18 protein-coding genes are annotated in these 17713 nt (G+C 64.9%); 12 read left to right on the top strand and 6 right to left on the bottom strand.

Features of this window, described 5'->3' with window-relative positions; translation table 11 throughout:
• Position 1: 1 nt before the first annotated feature.
• Together feoB and ABQU90_RS16400 are read right to left on the bottom strand one after the other, a co-directional pair.
• Entirely contained in the window at positions 2-1861 is a 1860-nt protein-coding gene (gene feoB, locus ABQU90_RS16405) for a ferrous iron transporter B (protein ID WP_323523052.1), read from the bottom strand.
• The gene (locus tag ABQU90_RS16400; protein WP_055846464.1) at positions 1858-2106 is read right to left on the bottom strand and encodes a FeoA family protein; all 249 of its coding nucleotides are present in this window, start codon (positions 2104-2106) and stop codon (positions 1858-1860) included. Before ABQU90_RS16400 ends, feoB begins: the two co-directional genes overlap by 4 nt.
• Positions 2107-2222: 116 nt before the next feature.
• Between ABQU90_RS16400 and ABQU90_RS16395 the strand changes: the two genes are divergently transcribed.
• From ABQU90_RS16395 to ABQU90_RS16360, 8 genes are all read left to right on the top strand, one after another.
• On the top strand, positions 2223-3020 hold the full coding sequence (locus ABQU90_RS16395; RefSeq protein WP_323523080.1) for an enoyl-CoA hydratase-related protein: 798 nt from the start codon (positions 2223-2225) through the stop codon (positions 3018-3020).
• A complete protein-coding gene (locus tag ABQU90_RS16390; RefSeq protein WP_323523053.1) occupies positions 3017-3406 on the top strand; it encodes a VOC family protein in 390 nt (129 codons plus the stop codon). The genes ABQU90_RS16395 and ABQU90_RS16390 overlap by 4 nt, the downstream gene beginning before the upstream one ends.
• A gap of 106 nt (positions 3407-3512) precedes the next feature.
• Positions 3513-4406, top strand: coding sequence for a hydroxymethylglutaryl-CoA lyase (locus tag ABQU90_RS16385; protein ID WP_323523054.1), 894 nt, complete (start codon positions 3513-3515; stop codon positions 4404-4406).
• A gap of 127 nt (positions 4407-4533) precedes the next feature.
• Positions 4534-5121 (top strand): hypothetical protein, encoded by a 588-nt coding sequence (locus tag ABQU90_RS16380; RefSeq protein WP_323523055.1) that lies wholly within the window; start codon positions 4534-4536, stop codon positions 5119-5121.
• A gap of 38 nt (positions 5122-5159) precedes the next feature.
• Complete coding sequence (locus ABQU90_RS16375) at positions 5160-5684, top strand: hypothetical protein (RefSeq protein ID WP_323523056.1); 525 nt, start codon at positions 5160-5162, stop codon at positions 5682-5684.
• A 96-nt stretch (positions 5685-5780) separates the two neighbouring features.
• Positions 5781-6551 (top strand): SDR family oxidoreductase, encoded by a 771-nt coding sequence (locus ABQU90_RS16370; protein WP_323523057.1) that lies wholly within the window; start codon positions 5781-5783, stop codon positions 6549-6551.
• 101 nt (positions 6552-6652) lie between these two features.
• A complete protein-coding gene (gene yeiP / locus ABQU90_RS16365; RefSeq protein ID WP_104615458.1) occupies positions 6653-7219 on the top strand; it encodes an elongation factor P-like protein YeiP in 567 nt (188 codons plus the stop codon).
• A complete protein-coding gene (locus ABQU90_RS16360) occupies positions 7219-7599 on the top strand; it encodes a hypothetical protein (protein WP_323523058.1) in 381 nt (126 codons plus the stop codon). The genes yeiP and ABQU90_RS16360 overlap by 1 nt, the downstream gene beginning before the upstream one ends.
• Before the next feature lie 247 nt (positions 7600-7846).
• On the opposite strand, the gene ABQU90_RS16355 is transcribed toward ABQU90_RS16360, so the two are convergent.
• From ABQU90_RS16355 to ABQU90_RS16345, 3 genes are read right to left on the bottom strand one after another with little or no spacing between them, the layout of a single operon-like run.
• A complete protein-coding gene (locus ABQU90_RS16355) occupies positions 7847-9739 on the bottom strand; it encodes a DUF7844 domain-containing protein (RefSeq protein WP_323523059.1) in 1893 nt (630 codons plus the stop codon).
• Positions 9736-10029, bottom strand: coding sequence for a DUF2388 domain-containing protein (locus ABQU90_RS16350; RefSeq protein WP_011036997.1), 294 nt, complete (start codon positions 10027-10029; stop codon positions 9736-9738). The genes ABQU90_RS16355 and ABQU90_RS16350 overlap by 4 nt, the downstream gene beginning before the upstream one ends.
• 34 nt (positions 10030-10063) lie before the next feature.
• Positions 10064-11482, bottom strand: a complete 1419-nt coding sequence (locus ABQU90_RS16345; protein WP_115561918.1) for a D-2-hydroxyglutarate dehydrogenase — start codon at positions 11480-11482, stop codon at positions 10064-10066.
• 208 nt (positions 11483-11690) lie between these two features.
• On the opposite strand from ABQU90_RS16345, the gene serA reads away from it, so the two are divergent.
• Positions 11691-12932 carry a phosphoglycerate dehydrogenase gene (gene serA / locus ABQU90_RS16340; RefSeq protein ID WP_055846438.1) on the top strand — a complete coding sequence of 414 codons (1242 nt, stop codon included), beginning with the start codon at positions 11691-11693 and terminating at the stop codon, positions 12930-12932.
• A 263-nt stretch (positions 12933-13195) separates the two neighbouring features.
• On the opposite strand, the gene ABQU90_RS16335 is transcribed toward serA, so the two are convergent.
• Positions 13196-13744: an NUDIX hydrolase gene (locus ABQU90_RS16335; RefSeq protein WP_323523081.1), complete on the bottom strand. Its 549-nt coding sequence runs from the start codon at positions 13742-13744 to the stop codon at positions 13196-13198.
• A gap of 176 nt (positions 13745-13920) precedes the next feature.
• On the opposite strand from ABQU90_RS16335, the gene ABQU90_RS16330 reads away from it, so the two are divergent.
• The 3 genes from ABQU90_RS16330 (at position 13921) to ABQU90_RS16320 (ending at position 17697) form a co-directional block, all read left to right on the top strand.
• Positions 13921-15393 carry an amino acid permease gene (locus tag ABQU90_RS16330; RefSeq protein ID WP_323523060.1) on the top strand — a complete coding sequence of 491 codons (1473 nt, stop codon included), beginning with the start codon at positions 13921-13923 and terminating at the stop codon, positions 15391-15393.
• Between the two features lie 128 nt (positions 15394-15521).
• A complete protein-coding gene (locus ABQU90_RS16325) occupies positions 15522-16952 on the top strand; it encodes an amino acid permease (protein WP_055846430.1) in 1431 nt (476 codons plus the stop codon).
• Positions 16953-17043: 91 nt separating this feature from the next.
• Complete coding sequence (locus ABQU90_RS16320) at positions 17044-17697, top strand: methylthioribulose 1-phosphate dehydratase (RefSeq protein WP_055846428.1); 654 nt, start codon at positions 17044-17046, stop codon at positions 17695-17697.
• Positions 17698-17713: the final 16 nt, after the last annotated feature.

Raw genomic sequence — 17713 nt, 5'->3', positions numbered from 1 at the left:
GTCAGCCGGCGCCAAACAACACGGCCAGCTGGTAGGTCACCAGCGAGGCCAGATACGCCAGTGCGAACAGGTAGACCGCACTGATGGTCATCTGCTTCCACGAGTTGGTTTCGCGCTTGATCGTGGCCAGGGTGGAGATGCACATCGGCGCGTAGATGTACCAGACCAGCAGCGACAGCGCGGTGGCCAGCGACCAGCCGTCGCTGATCAGCGGCGACAAGGCCTGCGCCGCTGCGTCGTCATCGGCAGCCGACAACGCATAGACGGTGGCCAGCGATGCCACCGCCACTTCGCGCGCGGCCAGGCCGGGAATCAGTGCGATGCAGATCTGCCAGTTGAAGCCCAGCGGTGCGAAGAACACCGCCATCGCGTGGCCGATGCGGCCGGCAAAGCTGTAGTCGATCGGCGGTAAGGTCGCATTGACCGGCGCGGCCGGGAACGACAGCAGGAACCACAGCAGAATGGTCAACGCCAGGATGATGCCGCCGACGCGCTTGAGAAAGATCACCGCGCGTTCCCACAAGCCCAAGGCCAGGTCGCGCAGCTGCGGCACGCGGTACGACGGCAGTTCCAGCATCAAGGGATGCTCGCTTTTGTCGCGACGCCACTTCTTCATGGTCCACGACACCAACAACGCGCTGACGATGGCGGCGGCATACAGGGCGAACAGGATCAGCCCCTGCTGATTGAAGATGCCCCACACGGTTTTCTGCGGAATGAACGCACCGATCAACAGCGCGTACACCGGCAGGCGCGCCGAGCACGTCATCAATGGCGCGACCATGATGGTGGCGAGCCGGTCACGCGGGTCCTGGATGCTGCGCGTGGACATGATGCCCGGCACCGCGCACGCAAAGCTCGACAGCAACGGAATGAACGAGCGCCCGGACAGGCCGGCTGCCGCCATCATGCGATCGAGCAGGAATGCCGCACGCGGCAGATAACCGGATTCTTCCAGCGCCAGGATGAAGGCGAACAGGATCAGGATCTGCGGCAGGAAGACGATCACCCCGCCCAGACCGGCAATGATGCCATCCTTGAGCAGACTGTTGAGCGGGCCCTCCGGCAGCGTGGTGCCCGCCCATTCGCCCAGCAGTGCAGTGCCGGCATCGATGAGGTCCATCATCGGCGTGGCCCAGGCATACACCGCCTGGAAGATCAGGAACATCACCACCGCCAACGTCACCAGCCCCCAGATCGGGTGCAGCAGCCAGCGGTCCAGCGCATCGTCCACGCGCGAGGTCCGCGTCGGCATGGTCACTGCCGCGCTCAGGATCTGCCGCACCTGCGCATGATAGTTACCGTCGGCAGGCGGCGTGGCGGTCGGTGCCACCAGGCTGGCGGCCTGCGCATCGATGCGCTCGACCAGCGCCTTGGCGCCACCGCGCCGCACCGCGACGGTCTCCACCACCGGCACGCCGAGCGCCTGCTCCAGCGCCGGCAGATCGATCACGATGCCACGCCGTTGCGCAGCATCGACCATGTTCAGCGCCACGATCATTGGCCGTCCCAATTCGCGCAGCTCCAGCGCAAAGCGCAGATGCAGGCGCAGGTTGGTGGCATCCATCACGCACACCAGCACGTCCGGCGCCGGCTCGCCGGGGTAGAAACCACGGCACAGGTCGCGGGTGATCGCTTCGTCCAGGCTGGCCGGTTGCAGGCTGTAGGCGCCGGGCAGATCGAGCACCGCAAAGTCGCGACCGGACGGCGCACGGAAATGCCCTTCCTTACGCTCGACAGTGACGCCGGTGTAATTGGCTACCTTCTGGCGACTGCCGGTCAGCTGGTTGAACAGCGCAGTCTTGCCGCTGTTGGGGTTGCCCACCAGCGCCAGACGCAGCGGCACGGCCGCCGCATTCATGCCGATGCTCCGTCTGTCCGCACCTGCACGCGCGCGGCCTCGCTGCGGCGCAGGGCAAAACGCGTGTAGCCCACCTGCACCAGCAACGGTTCGCGGCCGACCGGCCCGGTGGCCAGCACGGTCACTTCCTCGCCTGCGACAAACCCCAGCTCGCGCAGGCGCCGGGCGATCGTGTCGTTGGGGAGACGATCCTCCACGGAGTCCACGATGGCGGCGCGATGCAAAGGCATGTCGGACAGCGTCACAAAGACGGCCTGATTGTTAGGAATGGTTCTCAATTCTAGCATCGACGCACCGCGTCATGGCTCCGGCGACCCGTGCCGCTATCATGGTTCGCATCCCATTCATGGACGTATGCGCAATGCAGGACACCGGCTTGATCGTTGAGGACCAGGGACCGGTCCGCAGCTTGCGACTGCACCGCCCGACCGTCCACAACGCCTTCGATGCGACCTTGATTGCCGCGTTGACCGACGCACTGCAGCAGGCCGGCGCGGCGGCGCACATTCGCGTGGTGATCCTGACCGGTGACGGCGGCGCCTTCTCTGCCGGCGCCGACCTGCACTGGATGCGCGGCATGGCCACCGCCAGCGAGGCCGAGAATGCCGCCGATGCATTGGCGCTGGCGCGCCTGATGCGCACGCTCGACGAACTGCCGAAACCCACCATCGCGCGCGTCAACGGCGCAGCCTTCGGCGGCGGTGTGGGGCTGGTGGCGTGCTGCGATATCGCCATCGGCTGCACCGAGGCGCGCTTCGGCCTGACCGAGAGCAAGCTGGGGCTCTTGCCAGCGGTGATTTCGCCGTATGTCATCGCCGCCATCGGCGCACGCCAGGCGCGCCGCTGGTTTGCCACCGGCGAAATCTTCGACGCCGGCACCGCGCAGTTGTTGGGGCTGCTGCATCAACTGGTGGCGGCCGATCAACTGGACATTGCGGTGGAGCGGCAGGTGCGCCTGCTGCTGGCGGCCGCGCCGCTGGCCGCCAGTACTGCCAAGTCGCTGGTCCGTTCTGTGCTGCCGGCTGCCGACCGCGATGCCATCGATGCCGCCAACGCCGCGTGGATCGCCCGCTTGCGCGTCTCGCCCGAAGGCCAGGAAGGCCTGGGCGCATTCCTGGAAAAACGCTCGCCGGCCTGGATGCCGGAGAACGCGGCATGAGCGTGATCGATCATGTGGGACTTGCATGCAGCGACCTGGGCGCCAGCGTGGCGTTCTATCAGGCCACATTGGCTCCATTGAACATTGCATTGATCACGGAGCTGAGTGCAGAACAAACAGGCACCCGCGCCCACGCCGGCTTCGGTATCGAGCGGCCAGTTCTCTGGCTGGGCGCCGACCCACAGGCGCCGGGCAATACACATCTGGCGTTGGCCGCCACCCACCGCGCCGAGGTCGATGCGTTTCATCGGGCTGCGCTCGCTGCAGGCGGCCGCAACCATGGTGCACCTGGCCTGCGCACGCAGTATCACCCTGACTATTACAGCGCTTTCGTACTCGACCCCGATGGCAACAACATCGAAGTGGTCTGTCACCGCGCCGCATGAGCACGTTAACGATGTCTTTCACTGATGATGGTCGACGCACCGCAGCGACCGTGCGCGGTGTGGTGTTGGTCGCTGTTCGCACTACTGCAGGCAGCGGGGTTCGGGCATGAGCGACTTCGTCCGCATTGTCGAAGTCGGCCCGCGCGATGGGCTGCAGAACGAGGCGCAACCGATCGCCACTGCCGACAAGATCGCATTGATCGATCGGTTGTCGGCCACCGGCCTGCGCACCATCGAGGCGACCAGCTTCGTGAGCCCGCGCTGGGTACCGCAGCTGGCCGACGCAGCCGAGGTCTTCGCCGGCATCACCCAGGCGCCAGGCATCGCCTATCCGGTGCTGGTGCCGAACCTGCAGGGCTATACGCGGGCGCAGGCGGCCGGCGCGCAGGAAGTGGCGGTCTTCACCGCAGCGTCGGAGGCCTTCAACCGCACCAATACCAATGCCGGTATCGACGAATCGATCGAGCGGTTCCGGCCGATCCTTGCACAGGCTGCCAGCGACGGCGTGCGCGTGCGCGGCTACGTCTCCACGGTGCTGGGTTGCCCGTATCAAGGCGAGGTGCCAGTGGCCGACGTGGTGGACGTCGCGCAGCGGCTGTACGCGCTGGGCTGCTACGAAATTTCGCTGGGCGACACCATCGGCGTCGGCACCCCGCGCAAGGCGCGCCAGATGCTGGCCGCGGTGGCTGAGGTGGTGCCGATGCACGCACTAGCTGTGCATTTCCACGACACCTATGGGCAGGCGCTGGCCAATATCGCCGCCTGCCTGGAACAAGGCGTGCGCGTGGTAGACGCGGCGGTGTCCGGCGCCGGCGGTTGCCCGTACGCCAAGGGCGCCAGCGGCAATGTCGCCAGCGAAGACGTGGTGTATCTGTTGCACGGCTTGGGCATCTCGACCGGGATCGACCTGCCTGCCCTCGCCCACACTGGCCGCTGGCTGGCGCAGCTACTGGGCCGCGACACCGGCAGCAAGGTCGGCAAGGCGCTAGCGGCCGCGTAGCCTGCACACTTCGTCACATCATCTTTACTTTTCGTGATGGATGCCGCATAAAAGCGGCGCCACCCGAATGACCGGGTGCGCTTCTTCGGGGGACATCGATATGTGTCGTAACACTGGACTGCGCGCATTGCGTGCGGCACTGGCATTGCTCTTGTGCGCCTCTTTGAGCGCATGCATCACCGTGAAGTCGTATGTCGACCCCGGCTTGCCGGTTGTCACGCAAAGTCAGTTCACGGCGCCCAGTTCACCGGACCCAGTCCTTGTGCTGTTCGAGTTCCGTACCAAGGGCAACGCTAACGCGCGTGCCACCGAAGAAATGCGCAGCCGAGTGATCGCCGCAATGGCGCAGTCGCATCAGTTTGGGCAGATCGGCGGCAACGCACCCGGTGCCGGGCAATTGCGACTGGTGATCGACAATGTTCCGCTCACCGACAACGCGGCGGCAAAAGGATTTGGCACAGGTCTAACGTTTGGTCTGGCTGGCAGTCTGGTCACCGATGGCTACATCTGCACCGCTGTCTACACGCGCGCAGGCAAGACCACGCAGACCACTGTGAAGCACGCACTCCACACCACGGTCGGCAACAAGGCAGGCCCGGCAGGATTGCCCGCCAAGACACCTGCCGAGGCCGCGAATGTGGTGGTCGATCAGCTCGTGCTCAATGCGCTGAAGCAACTTGCCGCGCAAGGCGCTTTCGTGGATTCCGGCGCTTGAACGGTGTAACGCGATGTCTCCTTCTGGCGGTGCTGTGCATGCTGCTACCAGCATGCGCTTCCCTGCAGGCCCCCAAATATCAGCCCGGTATCGACAACAGCGCAGCGCTGCTTCGCCAACCGATCTCCGTCAGCGTGGGCAAGTTCGAGGCAGCCGCTGGCGTGGAAAACCACTCCCTGAGCTTGCGTGGCAATCCACTCAAAAGTGGCGGCGACGGAACTTATGCGAGCTATCTGCGCGATGCATTGATCGAGGAATTGGGTACAGCCAAGGCGTTATCGGCGAACAGCGCCCTGGAGCTGCGCGGGACGCTGACCAAGAACACCGTCAACGCGGCCGGCGTCAGGATCGGGCGTGCCCAGATCGGCGCCCGCTTCGTGCTCGTGCGTGATGGAATCGTGGTCTACGAGCGGGAGCTCTCCGTCGAACATCAGTGGGAAGCCTCTTTCATTGGCGCTGTGGCAATCGCGGCAGCGGCCGACAACTACGGCACGACAGTGCAGAAGCTGATCGGAGCGCTCGTCAGCGACCCCGCTTTCATCGCTGCCGCACGTGGTAGCTAGCCCACTCGTGCCTCCTGTCACTGCTAAGCGAGACCGCTAAGCGAGAGCGCGTCGCACTCGGCTAGAATGCGCGTTCTCCTGGGAGGGACAATAGCTATGAAGCCAGCTGAAACCTGCGCCATCATCACCGGTGGCGTGTCCGGCCTGGGCCTGGCAGTGGCGCAGCGCATCGTGGCCGACGGCGGCAAGGTCGCGTTGTTCGACGTCAATGCCGACAAGGCCGATACGGCGCTGGCCTTGCTGGGTGCCGGCAACGCGCATTACTTCGCCACCGATGTCACCGACGAAGCGCAGGTTGCCGCCAATATCGCGCAGGCCGCGCAAGCGCTGGGCGGGCTGAATCTCGCGGTGAATTGCGCCGGCATCCTCGGTGCCGGCCGTGTGCTGGGCAAGGAGGCGCCGATGCCGCTGGCGACCTTCCGCACCACCGTGCTGGTCAACCTGGTCGGCAGCTTCAATGTCGCCAAGGCCGCGGCCGATGTGATGCAGCACAACGCTGCCGGCGACGATGGCGAGCGCGGGGTGATCATCAACACCGCCTCGGTGGCCGCCTATGAAGGTCAGATCGGCCAGGCGGCCTATGCCGCCAGCAAGGGCGGCGTGGTCAGCATGACCCTGCCGATGGCGCGCGAACTGGCGCGCTTCGGCATCCGCGTGATGACGATTGCACCGGGCGTGTTCTGGACCCCGATGGTCGACGGCATGCCCGAGGCCGTGCAGCAATCGCTGTCCGCCTCCATCCCGTTCCCGTCGCGCCTGGGCCAGCCCGACGAATACGCCGACACCGTCGCCTTCATCCTGCGCAACCGCTACCTCAACGGCGAAACGATTCGCCTGGACGGCGGCGTGCGGTTGGCGCCCAAGTAGGCCGGGAATGGGGAATCGAGAATGGGGAATCGCAATGGCGCCCTACTCTCAGCACCCCGCTACCGGCTTTTCCAATTCCCCATTCCCTACTCACGATTCCCATGAAAGCTAACGACATCAAGAAAGGCAACGTCGTCGAATACAACGGCGGCATTTACCAGATTCGCGACATCGAGCGCAGCTCGCCGCAGGGGCGCGGCGGCAACGTGCGCTTCCGCTTCATCATGTACAGCGTGCCGGGCGGCGTAAAAACCGATGCCAGTTTCGATGCCGACGACAATCTGCCCGAAGTGGAACTGCTGCGTCGCCTGTCCACGTTTTCGTACAAGGATGGCGAAGCGTTCGTGTTTATGGACGACGAAGACTTCACGCCCTACACCCTGGACGCCGATGTGATCGGCACCGACGCCGGCTACATCACCGATGGTCTGACTGGCATCTATGTGCAGGTGATCGACGACCAGCCGGTGGCGGTGCAGCTGCCGCAGACGGTGACGCTGGAAGTGATCGAGACGCCGCCGGAGCTCAAGGGCGGCACCGCCACCAAGCGTCCCAAACCGGCCAAGCTCAACACCGGCATGGAAATCATGGTGCCCGAGTACATCACCAACGGTGAGCGCGTGCTGGTCAACACCACCACCGGCGAATTTGCCGGACGCGCCGACTGATGCGTCGTCTGGCCGTTGCCCTGACGTTGGGGCTGCTGGCTGCCTGCACCACGGAACCGGCTCCTGCGCCGGCCTCCGCTGCGGTCGCCTGCACCGATCCCAAGGTGGAAGACGAATGGCTGCAACATCCGGCAGGCCTGTGCGGCATGCCGGAGGATGTGCGCAAGCTGGTGGAGGACTACGACACCTGCGAACACTTCGCCGGCGAAGAGCCCTACGATGCCGACCGTCGCCACGAAATCGAAGTGGCGATTGCGCAATTCTGCACACCCGCACCGGCACGCCTTGCCAAGCTGATGCAGCGGTACCGCAACGATGCGCAGGTGAGCCAGTGGTTGCGGCAATACGCCACCCAGGCGGAGTTGCAGCCGGCAACTTGAGCAGTGCGTGCGAGAGATGTACCGGTTTGCTGCGCACTCGATGGCATCAAGCCGTTCTTCCGCGATGAAACATGCTGAATAGCGCGTATTTTTCGCTGTTTTTTGCGCGGGAACGCTACGCGCGCGGTCGTCGGCAACGAATCGCTCGCACCGTCTAGAAGCGCCATCTAGTCGCAAGCCTGTTCGGTTCTCGGCAGCACTTGCACAACGTCTGCAGCGCCATCACCAACCGACGCAGACGCCAACGTTACTGCTCGCCAAGCGCCTGCTGCGCCGGCACCGGCACCGACGCAGCTGCCTGCACCGGCTGTGCAAGCACCCGCAGTCGTGCACGCAGTCTTTCCACGTTCGCCTCGCCCTGCTCCAGACCGTCGCGCAACTCGGCCGGCAACTGCTGTCGGCCCAGGGCCTGCAATTGCCTCCACCCATCGGCCAGGCCGCTGCTCGCCTGGGCGACCTGCGCGCTCACACGTTGCTGCTCGTCGGCCTGCGGCAGTCCGTAGCCGGGGCCATCGAGATCGGAGTCATCGAGAAGCGCCGCCGGGTGACTGAGCTGCGCCTGCCGGGCGAATAGGCTCTGCAGCTGCTCCTGCACTGCTGCACGCTCGGCAATGCCGGGCCGCAACAGGCGCTTGAGCGCATCGCGCGCCACCAGTTCCTGACGCCGTAACGCGGCTTGTTCCAGCAGCAATGCCGCTGCGGTTTCGCGTAAGCCGCCGCGGTCGAACCACTGCGCGCGTGCACCAGGCGCGGCATCCAGCCATTGCGCCACACTCGTCTGTGGCACCGGGATACCGCGTCGAAGCACGTCGAACATGGCCTGATAATGCGCGGCCGCCGATTCGAAGTAATAGCCCTGACGTGTGGCCTGCGCGCGGTCGTCCAGCACACGCAGATCGGCAACGCCGGCACGCTGCAGGCGCTGGCGCACGCCACGCGGAGTGATCGACGACAGGCCGGCTGCGGCCAGACGCGGCACGCCGTCGTGCAACAACTTGTAGGTTTCCACCGCGCAGTTGTTGCTGATGAAGTAATAGCGCCCGTCGTAGCTCCAGTGCACCTGCGCGGCGCGCGTCAGCAAAGCGGCGATCTCATCCGGGCTCAGCGCCAGCGGCACCGACGACAGGGAACGCAGTTCCACTTTGGTGTATTCGTCGATGACCTGGTTTAACGGCAGCACGAACAGCCGCGACGGATAAGAGCCTGTCAGCCCGCGCCAGCTGGAGATCTGCACATCGCCAACGAATGCCCGAAACGACAGCACGCGGTGATACTGCAGATCCAGCCGGCACGCCGGCCCCGGCACGCGACCAGGCGCGCAGATCACCAGCCGCAACATGCTATGGCCCCAGCGACTCATCGGCTGCTCGTTGCCTTCGGCAAGCAGATAGTCCACCGCATAAACCCGCGATGGATCCAGCGTCAGCAGCGACATCGCACCGGCATCGTTGTCGGCCTGCAGATACGGCAAGGTCGGCGCGCATGCTGCCGCATTCTGCGACGGCCCTAGCCGCTCGGAAAACCATGCCGCCAGCGCGGGACGGCGGCAGGCATAGTCCGCATCCAGCACGTAGTGCTCGAGATTGACCGCAACGAATTCGGCCGGGCTATGTCGCTCGTACGCATCGGGACTACGGTCGCTGAAGCGGTTTGCGCCGCGTCCGATCCGCCAGGGACGCACCTGCCAGCCGGCAAGATCGCGCAGGCGTGGGTCGCGCGACAAGCTGCTGCCGGTGCCACGGTCGCGCACATGTGCCAATTCGTGCACCACCGCTGCCATCGCCGCCCGCGTAGCGGGTGCGCCGATGTCGGAGCGTGCGCCGGCAGACTGCATGCTCCAGGCATCCAACAGCGTCTGATCGAGCAGGATGCGATTGCCAATCGCGCGGCCGTGCACCTGCGCCGGCAGATCGCGGCGCCACTGCAATTGAATGGGCGCCGCGTCGCGCGCTACCCAGCCCTGCGGCAAGCGCTGTAAGACTTGCTGCACCAGCGCCTGGCTGGCAGCGCGCTCTGACGGAGTCAACTCCGATGCGACAACCGTCACCTGCAGCTGAGGCGAAAGCTGCGATTGCGCTTGCGCCGCCGGTGCGATCGCTGCGGCCAGCCACAGCCATGCGCACCGGCGACGACGATTCACTGCGCCAGGATGGACTGAGCCAATTCCAGATCGCTGGACACACGCGCCGCATCGCTGCGACTGCGCAATTGCAGCAACGCCGCTTCCAGACGCGCGCCGCGAATGGCGCCATCGCTGGCGACAAAGCCGGCCGCATCTTCGCGTGCGTCGGCAACCACCTTGTCGTCGCCGGAACTACTGCTGTTGGACGAACCGGCAGACGATGCACCGGCCGAAGTACCCGCAAGACTGGATGCGGCGGCTGCCAGCGGCAGCAGGGTCAAAGCACAAAACACCAGAGAGCGCATCATCAGCGTGTCGATTCCATGTGAGGTGATGAAGAGACTACCCGGCAGGCGCCGCGCCGGGCACGTTGTCCATGTCGAACAGCTTGCCGGGATTCAGCAAAAGCTGAGGATCCAGCACATGTTTGACGCCGCGCATCAGCGCGATTTCTGCGGCAGAGCGCGTGCTCCCCAGGTACGGCTTCTTGACCAGGCCAATGCCGTGTTCGGCGGAAATGCTGCCGCCAAAGCGCTGCAACGCGTGCGCCAGCACCTTGGTGACCTGATCGCAGGCCGTCACAAAATCAGCCTGGCTGGTGTCGTCGGGCTTGAGCACGTTGATATGCAGGTTGCCGTCGCCGATATGACCGAACCACACCACGTCGAAGTGCGGATACGCCTCGCCAAGCAGTGCCTGGGTTTCGGCCAAAAACGCCGGCATTGCCGAGATGCGCACCGACACGTCGTTCTTGTACGGGGTATACCGCGCCACCGCTTCGGTGATGCCCTCGCGCAGCCGCCACAGTTGCGCGGCCTGCGCATCACTCTGGCTGATCACCCCGTCACTGACCCAGCCCTGCTCCATGCAGGTTTCAAACGCAGCCATCGCGGCAGCTTCCTGCGCTGCATCGCCGGCCGCGAACTCGGTGACCACGTAATACGGGTGGACCTCGGCAAACGGTGCCTGCGCGCCGTGCGCGAGCACGTGCTCCAGCGCGCGGTCGGTGAAGAACTCGAACGCTTCCAGACGCAGCTGCGCGCGAAACGCGGCAAACACCTGCATCAATACCTCGAACGAGGGCAGTGCCAGCAGCATCACATTGCTCGGCGGCGGCGGGTCGGTCAGCCGCAGCGTCGCTTCGACCACGATGCCGAGCGTGCCTTCGGAACCGATCATCAGATGACGGAAATCGTAGCCGCTGGAATTTTTCACCAACGCATTGTTGAGCTCGAGCAACTCGCCGCCACCGGTGACCACTTTCAAACCGGCCACCCATTCGCGCGTGTTGCCATAGCGGATCACGCGAATGCCACCGGCATTGGTGGCGATGTTGCCGCCGATCGAGCAGGACCCGCGTGCGGCGAAATCCACCGGGTACACCAGACCATGATCGCGCGCGGCGTTGTGCACTGCTTCCAGCGGCATGCCGGCCTGCACGGTGAGCGTGCGATCCACCGCGTTGAAGTCCAGCGGCTTGTTCAAGCGTTCCAGGCTGAGCACCAGCTCGCCGTTGGCGGCCACCGCGCCACCGGACAACCCGGTACGGCCGCCCGATGGCACCACCGCCACGCCTTGCGCATTCGCCCATTGCACCACGGCCTGCACTTCTTCGACCGAGCCTGGCAGTGCAATGGCCAGCGGGTTGGGCGTCCAGCGCCGGGTCCAGTCGCGGCCGTAATGCTCCAGGTCGGCCGGCTCGGTCTTCAAACGCAATGCCGGCACGGCCTGTTGCAACGAAAGAATGCGGGGATCGGTCATGGGGCACGGCGCGGCAGTAGGAACCGCACAGCGTGCCAGTGCGCGCCGGCCTCGTCCAGTTGCGCCGTGGTGCGCTTGCGCTGCGTTGGATTCAGCTGAAACCGTTGCAGCGCAAGGGATTGCCGCGTGCAACCCATGCATGGCGAGCGCCCAATTCGGCACCTCATCTGGCATAGTTGCCGACCCGATTGCTGCAATGCGCTCCCCCATGTCGCCGAAGAGAACCTCGTTTCCCAAGCAGGACATCCGCGTCCTGTTGCTGGAAGGCATCAGCCCGACCGCCGTGGATGTGTTCCGCGCCGCCGGTTATTCGCAGATCGAATTGCACGCCAAGTCGTTGCCCGAAGACGAGCTCATCGCGCGCATTGCCGACGCGCACATCGTGGGCATCCGCTCGCGTACGCAGTTGAGCGCCGAGGTGCTGGCGCATGCCAAGCGGCTGATGGCGGTGGGCTGCTTCTGTATAGGCACCAATCAGGTCGACCTGGATGCGGCCGAGCTGGCCGGCATTCCGGTGTTCAACGCGCCCTACTCCAACACCCGCAGCGTGGCCGAGCTGGTGATCGCCGAGGCGATCCTGCTGCTGCGCGGCATCCCGCAGAAAAATGCCGAATGCCATCGCGGCGGCTGGTCCAAATCGGCCGCTGGCAGCCACGAAACGCGCGGCAAGGTGCTGGGCATCGTCGGCTACGGGCACATCGGCACCCAGGTTGGCGTGCTGGCCGAATCCTTAGGGATGCAGGTGATCTTCCACGACATCGAAACCAAGCTGTCGCTGGGCAACGCCCGTGCGGCGATCGATCTGGACGACCTGCTGGCGCGCTCGGACGTGGTGACGCTGCACGTGCCGGAGACGCCATCCACCAAGGACATGATCGGCGCGGCAGAAATCGCCCGCATGAAGCCTGGCGCGCATCTGATCAACGCCTCGCGCGGCACCGTGATCGACATCGACGCGCTGGATGCGGCACTTACCTCGGGCCAGATCGGCGGCGCGGCGGTGGACGTGTTCCCGGTCGAGCCCAAGGGCAATGGCGATGCATTCGAATCGCCGTTGATCGCGCACGACAACGTGATCCTGACCCCGCATGTGGGCGGCAGCACGCTGGAAGCGCAGGACAATATCGGCATCGAAGTGGCCGCCAAGCTGGTGCGCTACAGCGATAACGGCAGCACCTTGTCGGCGGTGAATTTCCCGGAAGTGACGCTGCCCGAGCACCCCGACAGCCTGCGATTGCTGCATATCCACCGCAACGTGCCGGGCGTGCTGTCCAAGATCAACGAGTTGTTCTCGCGCCACAACGTCAACATCGACGGCCAGTTCCTGCGTACCGATGCCAAGGTCGGCTACGTGGTGATCGACGTCAGCGCCAGCGAAGCGCAGGCCACCGCGCTGAAGGAAGGCCTGGCCTTGATCGAAGGGACATTGCGGACGCGGATTTTGTATTGAGGTGTTGGTGCAGGAGCCTCCCTCATCCGGCGCTTTGCGCCACCTTCTCCCGCAGGCGGGAGAAGGGAGTGCAGGTCATCCTTCTCCACCTGTCCCCTTCTCCACCTGCCCCTTCTCCCGCTTGCTGCCTTCTGCAACTTGCTGCCTTCTCGCGCGTTTGCTCCCTTCTCCCACCTGATCCCTTCTCCCGCGCTTGATTCCTTCTCCCGCCTGCGGGAGAAGGTGCCCGCAGGGCGGATGAGGGCGCACTCCTTGAGCACCCATCACACGCCTCGGGCCACCCACTTCTCGGCCATACGCCGCATCGACGGATCTAGCTCTGGCTCGGCCAGCAGCTCGGCAAGCGGGCGCCACGCCAGCGCCAGCGACTCTTCGCTGACTTCGAACGCTTCGTCCGCGCCTGCGACCACCACGTAACGCGCGTCGAAATGCCAGTGCCCCGCCACCTCGCCGCGCGCGGGGATCCAGTGGCGGTCCAGGTCGAACAGCTCGACATCTGCCAGCCGCAAACCGGTCAGCCCGGATTCTTCTTCGGCTTCGCGCAACGCCACCTGCGCCAGATCGCGGTCGCCGTCGGCGTGGCCGCCCAGCTGCAGCCAGCGCTGCAACTTACGGTGGTGGGTCAGCAGCGTGCGGCTGCCGTCGGCGCTGACCACCCAGGCCGAGCCGGTGAAATGACCTTCGACACGCTCGCGCACGAACGGATCGGTGGCATCGTCCAGCAGCTGCACGAACTGGTCGGCCACCTCGGCCTCGTCCGGCCAACGTGCGCGGTAGGCAGCCAGTTGCTGCCGCAGGGATGCATCCACCATCTGTCGTTCTCGGTTGCGCATGGATCAGCAACCATTATCGCCATTCATGCTGCGTACGCGCTTGTCGTGAGCGTGTAGCTTTGGCAAGGTAGGCCGCTTGCCTGTCCCATTGGGATGCGGCGCACACCTTTGCCCAGGCGCGCGCGCCTTCGTTCTGCCACTTAGGGATGTACCGAATGCTGAAGTCTCTGTTGAGGGTCAAACCGATCGAGCCCGCTGGACATGTGGATGCGGGCGAACCGGCCGACGGCAGCCTGCAGGGCGAAGCGACGCTACAACGGACCCTCACCGCCAAGCATCTGATCATGCTCGGCATCGGCGCAGTGATCGGCGCCGGTATCTTCGTGTTGACCGGCCAGGCCGCGGCCAATCACGCCGGCCCCGCAGTGATGTTGTCGTTCGTCTTCGCCGGTATCGCCTGCGCCTTCGCCGGCCTGTGCTACGCCGAGTTCGCGGCGATGATGCCGGTCTCGGGAAGCGCGTACTCCTACTCGTACGCCACCCTCGGCGAAGGCATCGCCTGGTTCATCGGCTGGTGCCTGGTGCTGGAATACCTGTTTGCCGGTTCCAGCGTCGCGGTCGGTTGGTCCGCCTACCTCATCAGCTTCCTGACCGGCACGCTCGGATTGCCGTTCCCGGCAGAACTTGCGGGTGCGCCATTGGCCTGGGACGGTCATGGCTTTGTCAGCTCCGGCAACATCGTCAACCTGCCGGCGGTGTTGATCGTCGCCGCGGTGAGCATGCTGTGCTACGTGGGCGTCACCCAATCAGCGTTCGCCAACGCGATCGTGGTGGCGATCAAGGTCGTGGTGATCTGCCTGTTCGTCGGCTTCGGCATCGCCTACATCGACCCGGCGAACTGGCACCCCTTCATCCCGGAAAACACCGGTCCGGGCCAGTTCGGCTGGGATGGGGTGTTCCGCGCGGCGTCCATCGTGTTCTTCTCCTACATCGGTTTCGACGCGGTCTCCACCTCCGCCGGCGAGACCAAGGACCCGCAGAAAAACATGCCGATCGGCATCCTGGTGTCGCTGGCGGTCTGCACGGTTATTTACATCATCGTCTGTGCGGTATTGACCGGATTGCTGCCCTATACCCAGCTTGGCACCGCCAAGCCGGTGGCGACCGCGCTGGAAGCGCACCCGCAATTGAGCTGGCTCAAGACCGCGGTTGAGATCGGCGCGATCGCCGGCCTGTCCTCGGTGGTATTGGTGATGCTGATGGCGCAGCCGCGCATCTTCTACACCATGGCCAAGGATGGATTGATGCCCAAGCTGTTCGGCAAGGTGCACCCGAAATTCCACACGCCCTACGTCGGCACCATCTTCGTCGGCGTGGTCGCGGCGCTGCTGGCCGGGGTGATTCCGTTGAATGTGCTGGGCGAACTGGTGTCGATGGGCACCCTGCTCGCCTTCGCCACCGTGTGCGCCGGGGTGATGGTACTGCGCTTCACCAAGCCCGAGCTGGAGCGCCCGTTCCGGGTGCCGCTGGCGATGGTGATCTGCCCGCTGGGCGCATTGGCCTGCCTGTTCCTGTTCTTCCAGGCCTTCCAGGAACACTGGAAGGTGTTCGTGGGCTGGACCGTGATTGGCCTGTTCATCTATTTCGGCTATGGCATCCACCATAGCCGTCTGGCCCGCAAGGCTTGATTGCGAGTCCCTCGCAACAGCCCGCACATCCGTGTGCGGGGATTTGACAACGCGAGTCCCTCGCAACAGCCCGCACATCCCGCACAAGCACGCACCGTCACGCGCAGGGATTCAACAGGAACCGCTCCATGTTCAAACAACTTTGGGCCACCAAACACCCGCACGCCAGCCATGAGGCGGCCGACGGGCTGGGCCTTCAACGCGCGCTCGGTCCTTGGGGGCTGACCGCCCTGGGCATCGGCGCGGTGATCGGCGGCGGCATCTTCGTGATCACCGGCCAGGCCGCGGCCGACCATGCCGGCCCGGCGATCGTGCTGTCGTTCGTGCTCGCAGCGATCTGCTGCGCGTTCTGCGCCATGGCCTACGCCGAATTTGCGGCCATGGTGCCGGTGTCCGGCAGCGCCTACACCTATACCTACGCCACCTTCGGCGAGCTGGCGGCCTGGTTCATCGGCTGGATGCTGGTGCTGGAATACGGCGTCTCCGCCTCGGCGGTGGCGGTCAGCTGGACCGGCTACTTCCTCAGCCTGCTGGAACACTTCGGCATCCATTTACCCGCCTCCCTGGTCAGCGCACCGCTAGACGGCAAGCTGCAACGCACCGGCGCAATCGCCAATCTGCCGGCCGCTGGCATTGTCTTGTTGCTGACCTGGCTGTGCTATGTCGGCATCCGCAAGTCGTCGGCGATGAACATGGCGATGGTGATCCTCAAGACCGGGCTGATCATTTTGGTCATCGCGGCGGGCTGGAAATACGTGGACCCGGCCAACTGGCATCCCTTCATCCCCGCCAACGAAGCACCGGGCAAGTACGGCATGGAGGGCGTGCTGCGCGGTGCGGCGATGGTGTTCTTCGCCTATATCGGCTTCGAGGCGGTGTCGGTGGCCGCGCAGGAATCGCACCGTCCGCAGCGCGACCTGCCGATCGGCATGATGCTGTCGCTGGTGATCTGCACCGTGCTCTACATCGCCATGGCCGCGGTGATGACTGGCCTGGTGCCGTTCACCCAGCTGGGCACCGACGAGCCGGTAGTGACGGCGGTGGCCGCGCATCCGCAGCTGGCCTGGTTGCGGGTGGTGGTGGAAGTGGGCGCGCTGATCGGGTTGTCGTCGGTGGTGCTGGTGATGATCATCGGGCAGCCACGCATCTTCATGATCATCGCGCGCGACGGCCTGCTGCCGGCGATCTTTACCCGCATCCATCCCAAGTACCGCACGCCGCATATCAATACCGTCATCACCGGTGTGGGCATCGCACTACTGGCTGCCATCTTCCCGCTGGATGTACTGGGCGAGCTGACCTCGATGGGCACGCTGATCGCCTTCGCTGCCGTGTGCGCCGGTGTATTGATCCTGCGCCGCACGCATCCGGAACTGCCGCGTCCGTTCCGCATGCCGGCCGCGTGGCTGATCTGCAGCGCCGGTGTGCTGAGCTGCCTGGCCTTGCTGTCGGCAATGACCTTGCACAACTGGATGCTGATGGGTCTATGGACCTTGGTGGGGTTGGTGGTCTATTTCGGCTACGGCTATCGCCACAGCCGTCTGCGCGACAGCCGCTGACCCTGCGCGTGTGCGGAATCCGGGCGTGGCAGGTCGAACACCCTGCTGCGCTGCACCTGACCGTAATCTGGTGGGGCAGTAGAATAGCCGTATGAATGCGACCACTGCCCCCCTGCCCTATAGCGCCGCACGTTTGCACGAGCTGGCGCAGTTGCTGATCGGCAACATCCGCGAGCTGGCCCAGGCCGGCTGGACGCCCGCCACCAGCAGCAATTTTTCTCATCGTCTGGACGAACAGCACGCCGCGATCACTGTCTCCGGCCGCGACAAGGGCCGCCTGGTCGAAGAAGACATCATGGTGGTGGACTTCGATGGCCAGGCCGTTGGCCGTCCGCTGCGTCCATCCGCCGAAACCTTGCTGCATACGCAGCTGTATCGCCGCTTCCCGGAGATCGGCTGCGTGCTGCATACGCATTCGCCAGTGCAGACGATTGCGTCCCGCCTGTATGCCGGGAGCGGCGCGATCCGTCTGGAAGGCTACGAATTGCTCAAGGCGTTCGAAGGCAATACCACCCACGACACCGCGATGGACGTGCCGGTGTTTGCCAACACTCAGGACATGCAGGTGCTGGCCGCGCAGGTCGAGGCCTTGCTGGACAAACAGAGCATGTGGGGGTATCTCATCGAAGGACACGGTCTGTATGCCTGGGGCCGCAACATGGCCGAGGCACGCCGCCATCTGGAAGCGTTCGAATTCCTGCTGCATTGCGAACTCGAACTGCTGAAACTGCGCGGCCCGCGCTGAGTGTTGTCCGTCCCCC

It is taken from the genome of Xanthomonas sp. WHRI 10207 (genome assembly GCF_040202975.1).
In the GTDB taxonomy this organism is placed as follows: Bacteria; Pseudomonadota; Gammaproteobacteria; order Xanthomonadales; family Xanthomonadaceae; genus Xanthomonas.
The sequence above is the reverse complement of the archived record's forward strand: the minus strand, read 5'-3'. Positions and strand labels throughout refer to the sequence as shown.